This window comes from Crenobacter caeni, assembly GCF_010435965.1.
Classification (GTDB): domain Bacteria; phylum Pseudomonadota; class Gammaproteobacteria; order Burkholderiales; family Chromobacteriaceae; genus Craterilacuibacter; species Craterilacuibacter caeni.
Genome location: NZ_JAAGAA010000002.1, coordinates 207,345 through 223,971, shown reverse-complemented (window position 1 = coordinate 223,971; position 16,627 = coordinate 207,345). Strand labels below are relative to the sequence as shown.

15 protein-coding genes are annotated in these 16,627 nt (G+C 59.2%); 10 read left to right on the top strand and 5 right to left on the bottom strand.

The window, feature by feature from the left end; genetic code table 11:
* Positions 1-2 precede the first annotated feature (2 nt).
* The 10 genes from crcB to GZH52_RS03115 are packed head-to-tail and all read left to right on the top strand — an operon-like array spanning position 3 to position 8,624.
* Positions 3-383 carry a fluoride efflux transporter CrcB gene (gene crcB, locus GZH52_RS03160; RefSeq protein WP_163315055.1) on the top strand — a complete coding sequence of 127 codons (381 nt, stop codon included), beginning with the start codon at positions 3-5 and terminating at the stop codon, positions 381-383.
* A gap of 42 nt (positions 384-425) precedes the next feature.
* Complete coding sequence (locus GZH52_RS03155; protein WP_163315054.1) at positions 426-1,169, top strand: urease accessory protein UreE; 744 nt, start codon at positions 426-428, stop codon at positions 1,167-1,169.
* Complete coding sequence (locus GZH52_RS03150; RefSeq protein ID WP_203525601.1) at positions 1,162-1,869, top strand: urease accessory protein UreF; 708 nt, start codon at positions 1,162-1,164, stop codon at positions 1,867-1,869. The genes GZH52_RS03155 and GZH52_RS03150 overlap by 8 nt, the downstream gene beginning before the upstream one ends.
* Positions 1,870-1,903: 34 nt before the next feature.
* On the top strand, positions 1,904-2,545 hold the full coding sequence (gene ureG, locus GZH52_RS03145; protein ID WP_163315052.1) for an urease accessory protein UreG: 642 nt from the start codon (positions 1,904-1,906) through the stop codon (positions 2,543-2,545).
* Positions 2,542-3,480 (top strand): urease accessory protein UreD, encoded by a 939-nt coding sequence (locus GZH52_RS03140; RefSeq protein WP_203525600.1) that lies wholly within the window; start codon positions 2,542-2,544, stop codon positions 3,478-3,480. The genes ureG and GZH52_RS03140 overlap by 4 nt, the downstream gene beginning before the upstream one ends.
* Positions 3,481-3,510: 30 nt before the next feature.
* The gene (gene yut, locus GZH52_RS03135; RefSeq protein ID WP_163315051.1) at positions 3,511-4,494 is read left to right on the top strand and encodes an urea transporter; all 984 of its coding nucleotides are present in this window, start codon (positions 3,511-3,513) and stop codon (positions 4,492-4,494) included.
* A gap of 43 nt (positions 4,495-4,537) precedes the next feature.
* Complete coding sequence (locus GZH52_RS03130; RefSeq protein WP_163315050.1) at positions 4,538-5,539, top strand: energy-coupling factor ABC transporter permease; 1,002 nt, start codon at positions 4,538-4,540, stop codon at positions 5,537-5,539.
* A 13-nt stretch (positions 5,540-5,552) separates the two neighbouring features.
* On the top strand, positions 5,553-6,365 hold the full coding sequence (locus tag GZH52_RS03125; protein WP_163315049.1) for an energy-coupling factor transporter transmembrane component T family protein: 813 nt from the start codon (positions 5,553-5,555) through the stop codon (positions 6,363-6,365).
* 4 nt (positions 6,366-6,369) lie between these two features.
* Positions 6,370-7,152 (top strand): energy-coupling factor ABC transporter ATP-binding protein, encoded by a 783-nt coding sequence (locus tag GZH52_RS03120; protein WP_163315048.1) that lies wholly within the window; start codon positions 6,370-6,372, stop codon positions 7,150-7,152.
* Positions 7,149-8,624 (top strand): MFS transporter, encoded by a 1,476-nt coding sequence (locus GZH52_RS03115; RefSeq protein WP_163315047.1) that lies wholly within the window; start codon positions 7,149-7,151, stop codon positions 8,622-8,624. The genes GZH52_RS03120 and GZH52_RS03115 overlap by 4 nt, the downstream gene beginning before the upstream one ends.
* 478 nt (positions 8,625-9,102) lie before the next feature.
* Here the strand turns inward: GZH52_RS03115 and GZH52_RS03110 are convergent, their stop codons facing one another.
* From GZH52_RS03110 to GZH52_RS03090, 5 genes are all read right to left on the bottom strand, one after another.
* A complete protein-coding gene (locus GZH52_RS03110; RefSeq protein WP_163315046.1) occupies positions 9,103-10,431 on the bottom strand; it encodes an FAD-dependent oxidoreductase in 1,329 nt (442 codons plus the stop codon).
* Positions 10,432-10,552: 121 nt separating this feature from the next.
* Positions 10,553-11,767, bottom strand: a complete 1,215-nt coding sequence (locus GZH52_RS03105; protein WP_163315045.1) for an SAM-dependent methyltransferase — start codon at positions 11,765-11,767, stop codon at positions 10,553-10,555.
* A gap of 77 nt (positions 11,768-11,844) precedes the next feature.
* Positions 11,845-13,401, bottom strand: coding sequence for a multicopper oxidase family protein (locus tag GZH52_RS03100; protein WP_163315044.1), 1,557 nt, complete (start codon positions 13,399-13,401; stop codon positions 11,845-11,847).
* Between the two features lie 358 nt (positions 13,402-13,759).
* On the bottom strand, positions 13,760-14,161 hold the full coding sequence (gene cueR / locus GZH52_RS03095; RefSeq protein ID WP_163315043.1) for a Cu(I)-responsive transcriptional regulator: 402 nt from the start codon (positions 14,159-14,161) through the stop codon (positions 13,760-13,762).
* A 41-nt stretch (positions 14,162-14,202) separates the two neighbouring features.
* Complete coding sequence (locus GZH52_RS03090) at positions 14,203-16,599, bottom strand: heavy metal translocating P-type ATPase (protein ID WP_163315042.1); 2,397 nt, start codon at positions 16,597-16,599, stop codon at positions 14,203-14,205.
* Positions 16,600-16,627 lie beyond the last annotated feature (28 nt).

Below are 16,627 nucleotides of genomic sequence, written 5' to 3'. Positions count from 1 at the left end.
TCATGGCGAACCTGATCATTCTGATCTTTGTCGGCGGTGCATTCGGTGCGATGTGTCGGGAGTTCATCATGCTGATGGTTCCCCCCATGGCCGACGGATTTCCACTCGACGTTTTCGCGGCCAACATGGTTGCCTGCTTCCTACTTGGTCTGTCGACCTCGTTTCACCAGCGGGTCAAGATTCACCATCACGTCCACACCATGATCGGCACCGGCATCATGGGAGGCATGTCGACCTTTTCAAGTTTCGTCTATGGCACCTCGACCGTCATGAAGACACCTGGCGAATTCGCGGTCGCACTGGCGTATATCGTCGCTAGCCTGTTTGCGGGCTTCCTGCTGATGATCGCAGGTTTGAAGCTTGCAAAGAAAACGGTTGGCTGAGCGGTCTCCTTACCATTACCACCCACCAACAAGGGGCTTTCAATGATTCTGATCGAGACAGTACTAGGAAATCGCCAGACACCGGAATGGGCATCCCGCCTGGCTGGCTGGGACGTCGACACTCTGGCACTTGACCAGTGGGAGGCCCAGAAAAACCGCCTGCGCAAGAAAACGCTCGCTGGAAACGAAATCGCCATCGCCCTGCCCAGACAAAGCCACCTGCACGACGGCGATATCGTCGCCCTCGACGAAGATGCTCGCACCGCCATCGTCGTCAGTATCACGCTCAAAGATGTCCTGGTGATCGAACTCGAAGGTACCCAAGCGTTGTCTGCCGAACTGATCGCGCGGACTTGCTTCGAACTCGGGCACGCACTGGGTAACCAGCACTGGCCAGCCGTGGTAAAAGGTTCGCGTGTCTACGTGCCGCTGACCGTAGACCGTAAGGTCATGGATTCGGTCATGCGCACGCATCACTTCGAACATATCCGTTACCAGTTCATCCCAGGCGCAGAGGTGATTCCCTATCTTGCGCCACACGAATCCCGCAGGCTATTTGGCGGAGCAGACGCCACCCCTCACAGCCATAGCAAACCTTTCGAGCAAGCCGCACCCGCTGTGCATGAGCACCAACACGAACATGAGCATACCCACGAGGGTGGTAGCTGCCATGCTCACCCGCACAGTCATGCCCATCAGCACCCACACGCGGCGGCACCGACAGGTGAACACCGTCACGCCGAGTTACATGGCAACTATACACAGCACCGGCATGACCATGACTAGACGAAACGCGACAGGTTCACTGACGGAACTGATGCGGGTGCTGCAGTTTGGCGACTCGACCTTACCGGTCGGTGCGTTCGCTTTCTCCAATGCGCTTGAGTCGGCCCTACAAACCGGCATCGTGCACGACGTCACTACACTGGAAGGCTTCGTACTGGCCGCAACGCGGCAGGCAGCTTCGCTGGACGGGGTCGCGCTGCTGCATGCACACCGGGCAGCATGCGAAGGGTCACTTGAAGGCGTGTTGCTAGCCGACCATGCGCTGCTATCTCGTAGGGTCGGCGAGGAGCAGCGGCTGATGACCACCCGGATGGGCAAGAAGCTGGCCGAACTGGGTGCCAAGCTGCCCGATGCGGGCATGGTACCTACGTGGCTCGACGAGATTCGGCAGGGGCGGACGCCGGGTTGCTACGCGATCGCCCATGCGCTGATGTTTGCCGATCGCCGGCTGCCGGAAGAGGACGCCTTTACCGTCCACCAGTACGGTGTAGCGTCGATGATGCTCGGCGCAGCGCTCAGGATGATGAAGATCGACCACTACGACACTCAGCAACTGCTCTATCGAGTGAACGGCACCGCCAATGATGCTTACCAGCACAGCCGGCAGCTGTCCCTTGACGAGATGTCCGGCTTCGCGCCTGTCTTTGACGTGTTGGTCGCCCATCACGTCGGTGCCCATGTACGCATGTTCATGAACTGACCGCAATTGGTTGCGGCCTCACGGGGGAATCACCATGAAGAAAATCACACGAATCGGTATCGGCGGCCCTGTGGGGTCGGGTAAAACAGCCATCATCGAGGCGATCACGCCGCTGATGCTCGACTTGGGCATCCGGGTGCTGATCATCACCAACGACGTCGTCACCACCGAAGATGCGCGGCATGTGCAGCGTACCCTCAAGGGCATTCTAGTGGAGGAGAAGATTCTCGGTGTCGAGACGGGCGCCTGTCCGCATACCGCGGTGCGGGAAGATCCGTCGATGAACCTGGCCGCAGTCGAAGAAATGGAGGCGCGTTTCCCGGAAAGCGACGTGGTGCTGATCGAGTCCGGCGGCGACAACCTGACGCTGACCTTTAGCCCAGCACTCGTTGACTTCTTCATTTATGTGATCGACGTCGCCGCGGGCGACAAGATCCCGCGCAAGAACGGTCCGGGCATCTGCCAGTCCGACATTCTGGTCATCAACAAGACCGACCTCGCCCCCTACGTCGGCGCTAGCCTTGAAGTGATGGACCGTGACTCGCGCCTGATGCGGCCGGACAAACCCTACCTGTTCACCAATTGCAAGACTGGCGAGGGCATCACTGAACTCGTGAGCCTGATCCACGAGATGGCGCTATTCGACGTTCCCATCCGTGAAAAGAGCCTGCCATGATGCGCGACGCAGAACTGCTCGCCCAGTTGGGCGAGCTTGGCGGTCTGCCCGAACTTGCAGGGTATCAGGATCACCCGGCGCAGATGCCAGCAGGCGCGCCAGGCAAGGTAGGTCTACTCAGGCTGGGCTTCGAGTTGCGGAACGACCGTTCCATCCTCGCCGACCTCTATCGCAAAACGCCCCTGCTCGTACAGCAAGCCTTGTATTGGGACGAGGCCATGCCGCAGTTGCCCATCTGCATGGTGACCTCGATCGGTGGGGGCATTCTGCAAGGCGACCGTCTGGGGATTTATGTCACGGTCGGCGCCGGCGCCTGCGCGCATGTCACGACCCAAGGCGCAAACAGGGTTCACGCGATGGATGCTAACTACGCATCGCAGGTGCAGACGCTGGTGCTCGACGAAGACGCCTATCTGGAGTACATGCCCGAGGTCACCATCCCCTACCGCCACGCTCGCTACGCGAGTCTGACCCGTATCGTGCTTCCAGCTTCGGCGACGCTCGTCTGCTCCGAGTCGGTCATGTCGGGTCGCAAGCACCACGCCGAGCGTTTTGCATACGACGTACTTTCTTTGCGCACCGAGGTGCGGCGGCCGGACGGCACGCTACTCTTCACCGAAAAACTGCTGGCGGAACCCGCTGGCGGCAGCCTAGCCCTGCCCGGTGTGATGGCCGGCTTTGACGTATTCGGCAACCTGCTGATCCTGACCTCGCCCTCCATCGCCGAGCGGATCTGCGCGAGGGTTTCTCCCCGCTTCGACCGCGCAGAAGGTGTCGCCAGCGGGCTCAGTCGTCTGCCAGGGGAAGCCGGATTGATGTTCCGGGTAGTCGGACAGGAAAGCCATCAGGTGCGCGAGCGGATCAGGGAGTGCTGGCAGGTCGTGCGCGAAGAGGCAACCGGACACACGCTGCCAGCCGAGTTCCGCTGGCGCTGAAACCAAGTCAAGTAGCCTAGGAGGATGATCATGGGTTACCGTTTACCGGAGCATTTCATCACGTACTGCCTGCGTGGTGCGGGTCAGGTTTTCTTCATGGAGAATGCACTGACGGGGGTGTGCTTTCTGCTCGCGATTGCGTATGCGTCCGTTGACACCGGCAACTGGGCCACCACTGTTGGTGCCGTTCTTGGGCTGGTCGTCTCGACCGGGACTGCCTATCTGATCGACGCACGCGACAAGGCGATCACCCAAGGCTTGTATGGCTTCAACGGCATTCTGGTTGGGATTGCTGTCCCCACCTTCCTGGCGGCAGGGCCGGTGATGTGGGTCTTGCTGCTACTGGGCGCCGCCATCTCGACGGTCGTCATGGACGCATTCTCTAATGTGGTCACCAAAAACTGGGGCGTTGCCGCATCGACTGGCCCCTTCGTGCTGACTACCTGGATGCTGATGCTGGCAGCCTACGCCTTTGCCAACCTGCCGATCGCCAGCATGGGGCCGCCCAAACTGCCCGAAGCTATCTCCGTGGCAGGCTTCGCGGGTATGGCGCCGCAGGACATGCTGGTCATCCTCTGCCGCAATATCGCGCAGGTCTTTCTTCTAGGCAATGCGGTCAGCGGCGTACTGATCGTGATCGGCCTTCTAGTCGAATCAATACCCGCCACCATCGCCGCCATCCTGGGCTCGGTAGTTGCACTCTTTTGCAGCGTGCTGTTCGGCGCGGATCCGGCTGCGGTCAAAGCTGGCCTGTATGGCTTTAGCCCGGTACTGACGGCGATTGCGTGTGGTGTCATCTTCCTGAAAACCGGCCCGAAGGTGCTTGTGTTTGCCCTGTTGGCGACCATTTTCACGGTCATCGTACAAGGAGCGCTCGACACCCTCTTGGCGCCTGTCGGCATCCCGACCTTTACCGCTCCTTACGTCTTGGCGATGTGGCTCTTCACGCTGCCCAAAACACAATTGCAGCCTCACCCGCATGCACCAAGCCCAGACGCAAAAATTGGCAACTAGTGGGCTCTTATCTTTCCTTAAACGACCTCCTTGGAGAACCCACATGCACATGGCCGATGCTTTGCTGTCCCCCGAGGTAGGCGCCAGTTTTCTCGCCGCGAGCCTCACCGCCCTGGCCATTGGCGCACGCCGCCTGCAAGCAAGCTTGCAGGAAGACAGCCAGCTCGTTGCGCTGATGGGTGTTCTCGGTGCTTTTGTATTTGCCGCACAGATGATCAACTTCAGCATCCCCGGAACCGGCTCTAGCGGTCACCTAGGTGGCGGAATGCTGTTAGCGATCCTGCTGGGGCCTTGGGCTGGGCTCATCGTGATCGCGTCGGTCCTGCTGGTGCAGGCCCTGTTTTTTGCCGACGGCGGCTTGCTGGCCTGGGGTGCCAATGTGTTCAACTTGGGAGTGGTCAGCTGCCTGATCCTCTATCCGCTGATTTACTGCACGCTGGCCGGAGACGGCAATAGTCGCACCCGTGTCACCCTGGCGGCGGTGCTCGCCTGCACGCTGTCAACCACACTGGGCGCAACAGGCGTCGCCCTGGAAACGGCAGCGAGTGGAATCACCCGCTTACCCCTGCCCGAGTTCCTGACGTTGATGATCCCGATCCATCTGGCCATCGGTTTTGTAGAAGGTCTCGTCACGGCCGGCGTGCTGGCTGCGCTGGCGCAACGACGGGGTGGCTTTTCCGGGCGACCTTTGCAGGCTGGGAGCCGTGGCATCATCGCCAGCTTCATCCTGGCCGCGCTACTGACAGGTGGCGTGCTCTCATGGCTGGCCTCGGCACATCCGGATGGTCTGGAATGGTCGATCGAGCGGCTGGGGGCAACTCATCTGCTGGAAGAGGCACCCGTCGACGCTTTGCACCGCCAGAGCGCGCAGGTGCAACAAATCACCGCGATCCTCCCCGACTACGAGCTGCCTGCCGCTTTGCCCAAGGCCGGAATTGTCGCGCCTGGCGTGTCGATTGCCGGCATTGTCGGCAGTCTGGCGACCCTTGCGCTTGTTGCGCTGGTCGCCCTGATATTGCGCCGCCCCTCGCGCCGCATTAAATAGGCCATGGCGAGCCATGGCAGGCTTGGCACACGCACTTTCCTCGATCCGGCGGGCCGATAGCCTCGCCGGCCGGTCAACTCTCGCCTCTACAATCGATGCGCGGGCCAAGTTGTTGGCTAGCTTGTGGGTCGTTGGGGTGCTCGCCTCGTTCCCATCTTACGAAGTCGCCAGTCTCCTACCGCTCGCATTGTTTCCGGTCGTCCTGCTGGTAACAGGCGAAGTGCCGCTTGGCTGGCTGTGCGGACGCCTGCTGCTGGCCCTGCCATTTGTACTGATGGTTGGAATGTTGAACCCTTGGCTTGACCCAAGCCCCATGGCATCGCCGTGGGGTGCTCCGATCGCGGCGGGATGGTTTTCGCTGGCGTCTATCCTGCTGCGTGGCCTGATTGCCGTCTCCAGCGCGCTCCTGCTGCTGGCGACCACCGGCATCATCCGCATTGGCTACGCCATGTCGGCCTTGGGCTTGCCCGCTGTGCTCGTTAACCAGGTGCTGTTTCTGTACCGCTACCTTTTTGTGGTCGGCGAGGAGCTCGCGCGCACCGTACAGGCTTGGCAACTGCGTAGAGCCGGAAAACCTCGGCATGGGGTACCACCGCATCAGCTCAAGTTGCTGCTCGCAGCAGTGCTTGCGCGAACGTTCCAGCGTGCCATGCGCATCCACCAGGCCATGCTCGCGCGCGGCTTTGACGGGCAATTGCGTCTGCCAAGCGCCCCTCGCTGGCACCTGCGTGATACCGTATTTTTGCTGTTCTGGATCGCCTTCCCGCTACTCGCAAGACTGGTGGACATCCCCCTGACGCTGGGCCGCTTGCTAACTGGAGCATGAGCACATGAGCCATCACCTGCTGCAGGTCGAAAACCTAGGCTTTGCCTATCCGGGACAAGCACCGGCACTGGACAAGGTCAGCTTCACCCTGCACCACGGCGAGGCGGTTGCCGTCGTCGGCGGCAACGGCGCGGGCAAGTCAACGCTGCTGCAGTTACTGACCGGCTTTCTCATGCCCGCGCAGGGGCAGATCCGCGTCGGAGAACTGCGCGTCGAGCGACGCACTCTGCCGCAACTGCGCCGCACGCTGGGCTTTGTCTTCCAGAACCCAGACGACCAGTTGTTCATGCCTACAGTGTACGAAGACGTCGCGTTCGGCCCCCTCAACCTTGGTGTATCCCCCCAGGACATCGACCGAGTCGTGATACACGCCCTTGAACAGGTCGGCGCAGCTAGCCTAGCCGGACGTGCTCCGTGGGAGCTCTCGGGCGGGCAAAAAAGAGCAGTCGCCATTGCTGGCGTGCTCGCCATGCAACCGGACATCCTGATCCTTGACGAGCCATCCGACGCACTAGACCCTGCCGCACGGCGACGGCTGATCGGGCTGCTGCAGCGTTTCGAGCACACAAAGCTGATCGCCACCCACGACCTCGACCTCGTCCTTGACGTATGCAGCAGGGTAATCGTGCTCTCGCAAGGCAGGGTACTTGCCAACGCCCGCCCGCTCGAATTGTTCAGCGACGATGCACTGTTGGCACAGGCCTCCCTTGAACGCCCGCTCTCTATGCAAACACGGGGCTCAATACCAAATGCATCCCACCTGCGGCCAATACGCGAAATCAAATGAACACACCCGCTCCGCAAGACTCCAGTCCCCATCAGGGGCTGCTCGACCTGATCGACCAGGCTACGCTTGATCGTAGTCATGCGCGGCTATGGGCGCTGGCCAGCGGCGGTACTTTGCTAAATGGTATGTCGCTAATGTTGCTAGGAATCGCGCTCCCGCTGCTCACGGTCAAATTTGCGCTGTCGCCTACCGAACAAGGACTACTGGGGGCAGCACTAGTATTCGGCTCGGTGCCTGGCGCGCTTCTGGGCGGTTTCGCGGCCGACCGTGCTGGCCGCAAACCCGTTTTCATTGTCGACATGGTACTGGTTGCGTTGGGCGCAGCGCTCGCGGCCTGGGCGCAGACACCGCTCGTGCTGGCTGCGGGACTGCTGCTGGTCGGTTTCGGTATCGGAGTCGACTTCCCGGTCAGCGGCACCTACGTTGCCGAATGGATGCCCGTCGCCAGCAGACCGCGCGCGATGGTCGCTCTGAAAGGGTCGCAGGCAGCCGGTATGGTCATCGGGGCAGGCGCGGGGCTCGCTCTGCTCGACGCAAGCCCCGCAAGCGAGGTCTGGCGTCTGCTGCTGGGATGTACGGGCTTGTGCGCGGTGCTGATCGCATTGGCAAGGCTGACCCTGCAGGAAAGTCCCCGCTGGCTGATGCTGCACGGACGCAACCTGGAGGCTGCGCATGCACTCGCCAGCATCCTGCCACACCTGGCTGGGCACAGCCTGCGCCATGCGCAGGCTGCCGGCACGGCACGGCATGTCCAGACCCTCGCCAATCCAGCACACGCCATGCACGTACGCAGCCTTCTACAAACGCCCTACCGGCGTAGGACGGCGTTGTCATGCCTCCCTTGGTTGCTAATGGATATCGCGACGTACGGAGTCGGCCTGTTCACGCCAGTCATCCTGGCGAGCTTGGGTCTGAACGACGCTGGCGCCAGCCTAATCGGCCGAGACGCAGCCGCCACCCGCGGCAGCACGCTGGTCGACCTGGCCCTGCTCGCTGGCGCGGTTGCCAGCCTGTACTTTGTTCCCTGGCTTGGCGCCATCCGCGCACAAGCGATCGGCTTCGCCGGGATGGTCTGCGGCATGTTACTCATGCTGCTAGCCATCAGCGGTCTCGCTAGCCCACACTCACTGGTCTGGACACTGAGCGGCTTCGCACTGTACAACTTGGCCATGTACGCAGGCCCTAACGCGACAACCTTCGCGCTGCCGCCGGTGCTTTTTCCGACGCAACTTCGGGCAACCGCCTGCGGTATTGCCTCCAGCATGGCCAAGGTAGGTGCTTGCATCGGCATCCTCTTCTTGCCGATGGTTCGAGAACAGTGGGGCATTGCGGCCGTGCTGGAACTGGCTGCCATCATTAGCCTGAGCGGCTGCATCCTGACCCTGTGGTTGAGCGGTCGCAACATCCCGGTCAGACCGCTTGAATATCATCAAACCACAGCTTCCCTACCAGAAATACCATCTATCCGCTAGCGCATACCAAGCAATAACAATTAATCAATAAAGAACTTACCAATCCAAAACCGGCGGCAACCAAGTCCTAGACTGGGCACAACCTACATATAACCAAACGAAATATCAGCCTTCTGACGCCTGCAAAACGCCTGAAACCCTGTAAAATCCACCCCAAAGACAAATAGAAAGACTACTAGCGATAGAAAAAATACAATCGACAAATAAGCATTATCCCTCGTTAGCTACGAAAGTAGTCAGGAGACAGACCCCTGGAAGTTCCCATCAAGACCTTCCGACAAAACCGCACAGGTCATCATGAATTTACCGATCTGCCCAGCACGCGAAGGCCAGAATCATAATTTATTTAAAAACTCTAAATGCACTGCCATAGCAATAAATACAGAAAGTGAACACGAACACTAGGAAATAAGCACAGGAAAATCCGAAATAAATTGACATGACCACTTTAAATCCACACTTCTTTTTTACTCCGCATTCAATTTATCTGCATGAGCAACTCGTTAAAAGCTTCACTCATCGTTGGGTGTGTATAAACATGGTCACGCAAAACCCTATATGACAAACCATTATCCATGGCCAGCTTAACAATATTAATTGTTTCATGCGAATCTCGACACAACAACGCCGCCCCTACAATCTGGTCGGAATCAACCGAAACCAGCACTTTTAATATGCCACGCGTGTCACCAAGGGTATGAGCCCGAGTCACAGCTACAGCAGGAATTGATGCAATTTTTACCGCAACACCCAGCTTACTAGCCTGCTGTTCGGTTAATCCGATTCGAGATAATGTGGGCGTCATAAAAACAGAATAAGGAACCTGCCCCCGATTTCCAGTATTACGAACCCCATCGCCGTACAGTTGATCGCGCACAATACGGAAGTCATCCAAAGAAATATAAGTAAACTGTGGCCCACCCTTAACATCCCCCATAGCCCAAATATGGTGCTGACTGGTACGTAGATATTCGTCAACTTCTATTGCACCGTTGGCATCTATTTTGATACCTGCGAGATCTAGACCCAAGCCATCCGTATTGGGAGCTCGACCCGACGCCAGTAATACGGCATCGAATGATTCTCGTAAATTCGATCCGTACATCACACATGCATCATTGCCATCAGCAAATAACCCCATAACATTAGCCCCAAGATGCAAATTAATCCCTTGCTCACGCAAAATAGATTCCACCAGATCTGCAATATCTCTATCTTCACGACCTAGAAATGATTGCGCAGAATCAAACAGAGTCACCTCTGTTCCAAAACCGCTGAATATCGATGCAAACTCGATACCAACATAACCTGCTCCAATGATACCAAGTCGCTTTGGTTGTGTTTCAAGTTGCAGTATTCCAGTGCTATCGTATACATTCGGCAATTTTTCCAAACCAGGTATCGCCGGCAGGCGCGCTCTCGCCCCAGTATCAATAAATATCCTATCGCCACGAATAGAATACAATTCTTTTTCGTTGGCAACCTCCACCGTGTGAGAGTCGATGAACTTGGCATGCCCATTTATTAGAGTTACGCTCGAAATACCAATGAGCTTTTCCTTGTTTTTTTCTCGCAGAAGTTCTACAACCTGCCGTTTGTGCTGCATGGCAGCAGCAAAGCCAATTTTTACATCCGAGTCATGCACTAGTGTTTTAGTTGGAATGCAACCTACATTTATACAGGTACCGCCATACATATTAGGATCTTGCTCGATAATTGCTACAGACTCCCCCTTTTCCCCCAAAAATGCAGCCAAGGTTTTTCCTGCCTTGCCAAAGCCTATCACGACATTATCATAGGTGATCATGGGTTTCTCCTAACTGCAGTTCAAGTTGGCAAATTTACAACTCATCAGCGGCAAAAACATCGGCACCATCATGCGCAATTAATGCATGTTAAGGTCGATCCAATTTGAGCCTTTTCTTAAATCACCCTGAAATATCAGCGCTCCAACTCAGCGGCACACTGCCGCTATATAGGTAGCCCCAGTCGCGCGGCAGGGTATTGTTGTTGCCCTTGGAGACCAGCAGCTGGTGGATGTCGAGATCCCCCGCACGGAAGGCGGCCGAACAGCCGCGCAGGTACAGCGTCCACATGCGCTCGAAACGCACGTCGAACATCGCAAGCACCTGCGGCGTCACCGCCTTGTAGCGATCAAGCCAGCACTGCAAGGTCTGCGCGTAGTGCAGGCGCAGGCTTTCCATGTGCACAAGTTTTAAGCCCTGCGCCGGCAGCGCCGCAACCAGCGTCTCCGGCGCCGGGATATAACCGCCAGGGAAGATGTACTTCTCAATCCATGGGTTGGTTTCGCGAGTCTCCGGCCCGGTGATGGTATGCAGCAACATCAGCCCGCCCTCCTTCAGCATGCTGCTTGCGCGCCCGAAGAAATCGTCGTGGTGACCGCGGCCGACATGCTCAAACATGCCGACGCTGACCACCCGGTCGAAACGCTCGGCGTTGCCATCGAGGTCGAGGTAGTCCTGCAGACGGATGTCGACACGGTCTGCCAGTCCTGCCGCTGCGACCCGGTCACAAGCACCGCTGCGCTGCTCTGCAGAAAGCGTGATACCGACAACCCGCGCGCCACGGCGCGCCGCGGCGATCGCCATCTCGCCCCAACCGCAGCCGATGTCGAGCAAGCGGGTGCCTTCGCCGACGCCCAGCTTATCTAGGCACAGCGCGACCTTGTTGCGCTGTGCGGTGAGCAGCGAGTCGTTAGGGTTGCGGAAGTACGCGCAGGAGTAGGTCTGCGTCTCGTCCAGCCACAGCCGGTAGAAATCGTTGCCGATGTCGTAGTGATGACGGACGTTGTGGCGTTGCCGCTCGCGCCGCGCGGCAAACTTCTCGCCCAGCCAGCCCAATGCCTTGCCAGTGCCGCGTCCCATCAGCGTGGCGGAGCTGGCAACCATCGTGGCGAGCAACGCGTCCCACGAGCCGTCAATCTCGAGTGTGCCATCCATATAGCACTCACCGAGGTAGACAACAGGCTCGTCCGGCTGCCCATTGGGCTCGCGAGTGAAACGCAACGTGAAAGCGGGCTCGCCCCGCCCGTAGATAACCTGTGCGCCGTCCCAGTACGCGACAACAAATGGTACCGGCCCGTTTAACCCCGAGAATAGCGCCTGCAACATCAGTTTGAGCATGCCCACCTTCTTCTCCGTTAACAACGGATAATACGAAACTTGTCATCCGCAGAAAATCACAGCGAGCCACCAAAATACTACCCAGAAATGTCAGTTGCGTTATAACTAATCACACGTAGCATGCCTGCTGCCATATGATACATATTGTGACAATGAAAAACCCATCGTCCAGGATTATCTGAATAGAACGCTAGTGTCACTTTGGATTTAGGTGGAACAGAATAGGTATCCATTAAGGGTGCATACTCATCTTCTGGCATGTCTTCGCGTTCAACCCGGAAGAAATGCCCATGCAAATGCATCGGGTGATACATCATGGTGTCGTTTACCACTTCAAGTCGTACTCGTCGGCCTGATGCGATGATCTCTGGCTTAGCATCAGGATAGTATTCGCCATTAATACTCCAACGATAGCTTTTCATATTACCTGCAAGTACCTCCCGAATGGTTTCTACGTTAGCATCAGGAAGTACCGTTGAATATTGAGACCTTATATCATTGGCATCAATGGTTTTACCTTCAAACCTGGTATTCCCTGGCAGAGGAGCATCAATCTTCACTGGCAATGGCGAATTGCCTACTCTCAACAGCGCCAGCGCACCCGTAGTTTGCCCGACAGCGGCACCTGTGATTCTGTAAACACCGGGCTTGCCGACTTTAATCAGTGCATCATATCGTTCTGCGGTGGCAATCAGGATATTTTGGGTAGCAAGTGGACGTGTACGATTACCATCCTTGGCGACAACTTCCAGATTATGATCGTCAACCTTGAATAAAAAATACGAAGACGCAGAGGCGTTGAGTATGCGCAGACGCAGCACTTCATCCGGCATAGCATCAATGATAGTAGGAGAATTCGGCAAGTTACCATTCAACGGGAAGCGGGTATACTGCACATCAACACCGAACATTTTTCCATCAGGGTAGGGAAAAATCGGAGCACTTGGGGCAGCAATGGCAGCTTTAGCTGCAGCGGGTGCCGTTTTCCCTTGCAGGGCGTCAAGTACCTGATTGGGGTTAGCTGAAAGGCGATCTTCCATGAAAAGCACAGCCTCGCGATCATAGTTTAGACCATCGTTGTCTGAGCTTTCAAGAATAAGTGGGCCGGCTAACCCCTGCTGTTCTTGCAGTCCCATGTGTGAGTGATACCAGAACGTACCAGACTGGATCACCGGCCAAGCATAAGTAGTTTCGATTCCCGAAGGGATGGGAACTTGCGATACGTGCGGAACACCGTCCATTAAGTTTGGAACGATAATACCGTGCCAATGCACGGTCGTGGCTTCACGCAAACGGTTGCGTACAGTGACGTAGAACACCTCGCCCTGCTTCAGGCGAATTTCCGGGCCGCTTTTCTTACCATTAATACTAATCAGTTTCCCACCACCTGACATAACAGCACCTTCAGCAATATCAAGGTGAAACCGCTTCCATGGAAAACCAGGGGGAGTGGCTCGTGTCAGGTCTTCAGGTTTAATTTTACCCACAGGGCGCGGCACAGCATGTGCGTGATCAGGCCTGAGGACCGGTGCAATCAAAATGGCCGCGCCTAGACCTAGGACTTGACGACGATTGAGTAGATTTCCAGACGAAATATCCTGTCTGGCTGGCTTGGCAGAACGATACGGCGACATGACCATCTCCAGAAGAAACTAGATGAAATCCCAGTTCACTCTAGAGTAGAAGTCATTGACGATATCGCAAGCCATCTTGAAAATGCAGAAAAATCACCCTACTGCGAGATGCTTGACGTGACAGACTTGTCGTAGATCCGCTAATAAAACCGAACGAGCCACCAATAAATTACTGATTTGCCAAGCACGAGAGACCAGAAATGTGGGTTTTGTGAGCCACTCTTAGAGTCGCTAACAAAACTACACGGGCAACCAGTAAGTTGCTGATCCGCCAAATTCTCGACAGCCAGAAATATAGGTTTTGTTAGCCGGTCTTAGTCGTCCTACCCTCATCGCAAGTGGCTTCTGATCAGACTACCTAGGTCGAGCCGCCTTGTTGTGCCAGCCCTTGCAGGATCGGACAATCGGGGCGGACGTCGCCGGCGCAGCCGGTCGCCAGCGCGGACAGGGCGTCGCGCATCGCGCTCAGTTCGCGGATGCGCTGGTCCAGCTCGGCGATATGCGCCGCCGCCAGCTGCTTGACGTCGGCGCTGCTGCGCTGGCTGTCCTGCCACAGCGACAGCAGTAGGCGGATCTGCTCCAGCGGGAAGCCCAGCTTGCGGGCCTGGCCGATAAAGCGCAGCAGGTGCACGTCGCGTTCGCTGTACTGGCGATAGCCGGCGGCGCTGCGCAAGCCCGGCTGGATCAGGCCGATGCTTTCGTAATGGCGGATCATCTTGGCGGAAACGCCGCTGTGATCCGCCGCCTGGCCGATATTCATGTGCTACTCCTGTCAAAACGGCGGGCATGCCCGCCGCGGGTTCAGTGATGCGGGACCGGCTGCCAGCGGCGCAGCAGTAGGGCGTTGGCTACCACGCTGACACTGGAAAACGCCATCGCCGCGCCGGCGACCATCGGGTTGAGCAGGCCGAACGCCGCCAGCGGGATGCCCACCAGGTTGAAGATAAACGCCCAGAACAGGTTCTGTCTGATTTTGCGGTAGGTCAGGCGCGAGATGGCGATGGCCTGCGCCACCAGCGCCGGGTCGCCACGCATCAGCGTCACCCCCGCGGCGTGCATGGCCACGTCGGTGCCGGTGCTCATGGCCATGCCGACATCGGCGGCGGCCAGCGCCGGCGCGTCGTTGATGCCGTCGCCTACCATCGCCACGCGTACCCCGCCTGCACGCAAGCGTGCCACATGTGCCGCCTTGTCACCCGGCAGCACCTCGGCGATCACTTCGTCGACGCCCAGCGCTGCCGCCACCTGCTGCGCCGCGCCCTGGTTGTCGCCGGAAATCATCACGCTGCGTATTCCCAGCTGGTGCAGCTGGCTGATGGCGGCCGCGGCACCGGGTTTGACGCTGTCGCCAAAAGACAGCATGCCGAGCAGCAGGCCGTCGCTTGCGCGCGCCAGCCACGATACGCTGCGCCCCAGCTGTTGCTCTTGCTGCTGGGCATCACGCATGGCCGACAGCTCGACCCCGTGCTCCTGCATCAGGCGCTGGTTGCCCAGCAGCCAGCCGACGCCGTCGACCTCGGCTTGCAGACCGCGCCCGGGCAAGGCCTGCAGTTGTTGTGCCGTCGCATCCAGCGTCACGCCGCTGGCCGCCTGCCGCACCGCCTGCGCCAGCGGGTGCTCGCTGCCTTGCTGCAAGGTCGCGGCGAGCTCCAGCACGCGGTCTTCATCGCCGTCGCGGGCGACGATGCGGGTCAGTTGCGGTTTGCCCGCCGTCAGGGTGCCGGTCTTGTCGAAGGCCACCAGCCGCACGCCGTGCGCCAGCTCCAGCGCCGTGGCGTCCTTGATCAGGATGCCGTGGCGCGCGGCGACGCCGGTGCCGGCCATGATCGCGGTCGGCGTCGCCAGGCCCAGCGCGCAGGGGCAGGCAATCACCAGCACGGCGACGGCGTTGAGGATCGCCTGTTCGATATTGCCGCTCAGCAGCCACCAGATGCCTAGCGTCAACAGGGCGATCAGCAGCACGAGCGGGACGAAGACCGCGCTGACGCGATCGACCAGCCGTTGCACCGGCGCCTTGCCCGCCTGCGCGTCTTCGACCAGGCGGATGATGCGGGCGAGCGTGCTGTCCCGGCCGACGGCGCGGGTTTCGATCAGCAGCAGGCCGTCGTGGTTGATGGCGCCGCCGGTGACGTAATCGCCCGGCTGCTTGGCCAGTGGCAGGCTTTCGCCGGTCAGCATCGATTCGTCCAGCTGGCTGCTGCCTTCGCGGATTTCGCCGTCAACCGGCACGCGCTCGCCCGGACGCACCACCACCAGGTCGCCAGGCACGACTTGTTGCAGCGGGACCTCGCGCTCGACTCCGTCCTTGCGCACGCGGGCCGAGCTGGGGCGCAGCGCCTGCAGGGCGCGGATGGCGGCCGTGGTCTGTTGCTTGGCGCGCGCTTCCAGCTGCTTGCCCAGCAGCACCAGCGTGATGACGACGGCGGAGGCTTCGAAGTACAGGTGGCCGCCACCATGCCCGCCCGCCTGCCACCATTGATACAGCGACAGCCCGTAGGCGGCGCTGGTGCCGATGGCGACCAGCAGGTCCATATTGCCGCTGCCTGCGCGCAACGCTTTCCAGCCGGCGCGGTAGAAGCGCGCCCCCAGCCAGAACTGGACCGGGGTCGCTAGCAGGAATTGCAGCCACGGCGGCAGCATCCAGTTGGCGCCGGCGAAGTGGCCCAGCATCGGCAGCACCAAGGGCAGCGCCAGGGCGGCAGCCAGCAGCACCGGCCACCATGGCGTCGCATGCGGCGGCTCGGCCGGCTGCTCTTCATCCTGGCGCAGCACGGCCTGGTAGCCGGCGGCAGCGACAGCGGCGAGCAGGGCGGCGGGGGCGGTGCCGGCGCGCAGGGTGACGCGGGCGCTTTCGCTCGCCAGGTTGACGCTGGCCGCGCTGACACCATCGAGTGCGAGCAGGGCGCGTTCCACCCGGCCGACGCAGCTGGCGCAGCTCATGCCGCCGATCGACAGCTCGACGCTGTGGCTGCCGACTTGGTAGCCGGCTTGTTCGATCGCGCCATACACCGCGCCCAGCGCGAGGGTAGGCGCGACATCCAGCGTGACCGATTCGGTCGCCAGGTTGACGCTGGCGGCGCGGACGCCGTCCACTTTGCCTAGCGCTTTTTCCACCCGGCTGGCACAACTGGCGCACGTCATGCCCAGCACGGGCAACTGCAGGCGGCGAGCGCTGGCGGGGGAGGAGGAATGGGACATGATGCATGTCTCCTGTAGTGGGGATCGC